Source organism: Microcella pacifica (genome assembly GCF_009371975.2).
GTDB classification, from domain to species: Bacteria; Actinomycetota; Actinomycetes; order Actinomycetales; family Microbacteriaceae; genus Microcella; species Microcella pacifica.
The window spans coordinates 1-2,254 of sequence record NZ_VIKT02000048.1 but is presented as its reverse complement, the minus strand read 5'-3'; the positions used below and the strand labels follow the sequence as shown (position 1 = coordinate 2,254).

Below are 2,254 nucleotides of genomic sequence, written 5' to 3'. Positions count from 1 at the left end.
GCCCAGGCCAAGGCGAGTCAGGAGGCTGGAGTCACCGCGCCGCACCCCGCGCCGTGGCAGTCTGACCCCAGGAGAAACCCATGACCACCGCATCCCCGACCCCCGCGCCGGCGGCCCCCGCCCCCACGGCGCCGGCCGTGCCCGACAGCTGGAGCTACGGCGCCGTGTGGCGCCGGGTGCCGCGCGCTCTCGGCTACCTCGTTCCCACGTTCCTCATTGCGATCGCGGTGAGCGCGATTCTCACGTCGCTCGTCTCGGGCGCAGCAAGCCTGCTCGTCTTCGTCGTCGGCATCTTCGTGCTCTCCCTCACCCTCTTGCTATCGCGGTACGCGGGCGCGTTCGAGATTGCGCGCTTGCGCTTCTCGGGTGAGGCGCCCATCACACCGCCCGAGTGGCAGAGCGACCCGACCGCCGTGTGGTGGAAGCGCTGGTTGCGCCCCCTCGCGAACGGCCGGTACTGGCTCGCCCTGCTCCACGGAGCCGTCATCGCGCCGATCATCGCGACGGTGAGTTTCGTCGTGCTCACCGTCTGGCTGAGCCTGACCGTCGTGGCCATCGCCGTGCCCATCGCCCTCGCGACGAGGGGGTTGCAGTTCTCGGTCGAGGGTTACACCACGGCCGACTGGGTGGTCGCCGAGGGGCGGCTGGAGAGCCTCGCGCCGGCCATCGCGGTCACCGCCATCGTGCTCGGCGTCGTCGCCCTCCTCACCCTGCCCTACGTGCTGCGCGGCTTCACGTGGCTGCACGCCGCGATCGCGCGCCCGTTCCTCGGCCGCTTCAGCAACGAGCAGCTCGAGCGCCAGGTATCGAGCCTGTTCACTTCCCGCCAGGCGGCTGTCGCCGCCGAGGGCAGCGCCCTGCGCCGCATCGAGCGCGACATCCACGACGGCCCGCAGCAGCGCCTCATCCGGCTGCAGATGGACCTCGCCGCGGCCGAGCGCCGCATCGCCGAGAACCCCGAGGAGGCCCGCGGCCTCGTCGCGGATGCCCGGCGCCAGGCGCAGGACGCGCTCGACGAGCTGCGCAACCTGTCGCGCGGTTTCGCGCCGCCTCTGCTGCTCGACCGCGGACTCTTCGCCGCGCTCGAGTCGCTCGCGAGCCGCTCGAGCATCCCGGTGGCGCTCGAGTCGCAGCTGGGCGCGACCGCGAACCTGCCCGACGAGGTCGCGCGCAACGCCTACTTCGTGGCGAGCGAGCTCATTGCCAACGCCGCCAAGCACTCGCAGGCGACACGCATCACCCTCGCGGTCGTCGCCGAGGATGGCGCGCTCACGATCACGGTGAGCGACGACGGCACGGGCGGCGCAATCGAGCGCACGGGCCACGGCCTCGAAGGGCTGCGCGACCGCACCCACGGGCTCGGTGGCGAGCTCGCGATCGACAGCCCCGACGGCGGCCCGACCGTCGTGCGGGCGACGCTGCCCCTCGTGGGCGTGAGCGGAGCATCCGCCCCCGCCGCCGACCGCACCGCTGACCGCGAGCCGCGTGCCTAGGCTTGCCCCTATGCCAGCCCTTCGCGTAGCCGTCGCCGATGACTCGGTGCTGCTGCGCGAAGGGCTGGTGCGCGTGCTGCGTGACGCGGGTCTCGACGTCGTCGGTGCCTACGGCGACGCCGAGGCGCTGCTCGCCGAGGTCGCGGGGCTCGAGCTCGACGCCGTCGTGCTCGATGTGCGCATGCCGCCGACCTTCCGCGACGAAGGGGTGCGGGCGGCGCTCGAGCTGCGGAATCGGTACCCGCGCCTCGCGATCCTGCTGCTGTCGCAGTACGTCGAGCTCACCTACGCGCACGAGCTGCTCGCGGCCGGCAGTGCGGGGCTCGGCTATCTGCTCAAAGACCGCGTCGTCAGCCTCGACGATGTGCGGGATGCCCTGCACCGCATCGTCGCCGGCGGCACCGTACTCGACCCCGAGGTGGTGAGTCAGCTCATGGCCCGACGGCACGACCCGCTCGAGGCGCTCACACCGCGTGAGCGCGACGTGCTCGAGCTCATGGCGCAGGGCCGCACGAACGCGGCGATCGCGCAGGCCCTGCACATCGGGGTCGGTGCCGTCGAGAAGAACGTCTCGGCGATCTTCGCCAAGCTCGGGCTCGACGACACGGGGGAGGACCACCGCCGCGTGCTCGCCGTCGTCGCCTACCTGCAGAACGGCGCGTAGCGCGAGCGCCGCGCACCCGCGCCGCGCACCCGCGCCGCGCACCCGCGCCGCGCACCCGCGCCGCGCACCCGCGCCGCGCACGTGCCCGCGCACGTGC

At 73.1% G+C, this 2,254-nt stretch carries 2 protein-coding genes; both read left to right on the top strand.

From position 1 onward, the window contains the following. Positions 1–80 precede the first annotated feature (80 nt). On the top strand, positions 81–1,493 hold the full coding sequence (locus tag FK219_RS13255) for a sensor histidine kinase (RefSeq protein WP_152584339.1): 1,413 nt from the start codon (positions 81–83) through the stop codon (positions 1,491–1,493). Between the two features lie 10 nt (positions 1,494–1,503). After that, positions 1,504–2,157: a response regulator transcription factor gene (locus FK219_RS13250; RefSeq protein WP_152584338.1), complete on the top strand. Its 654-nt coding sequence runs from the start codon at positions 1,504–1,506 to the stop codon at positions 2,155–2,157. The last annotated feature ends 97 nt before the right edge of the window (positions 2,158–2,254 follow it).

Coding starts and splice junctions, on each gene's coding strand:
- FK219_RS13255 (WP_152584339.1), top strand. CDS start 81: ATGACCACCGCATCCCCGACCCCCGCGCCGGCGGCCCCCGCCCCCACG.
- FK219_RS13250 (WP_152584338.1), top strand. CDS start 1,504: ATGCCAGCCCTTCGCGTAGCCGTCGCCGATGACTCGGTGCTGCTGCGC.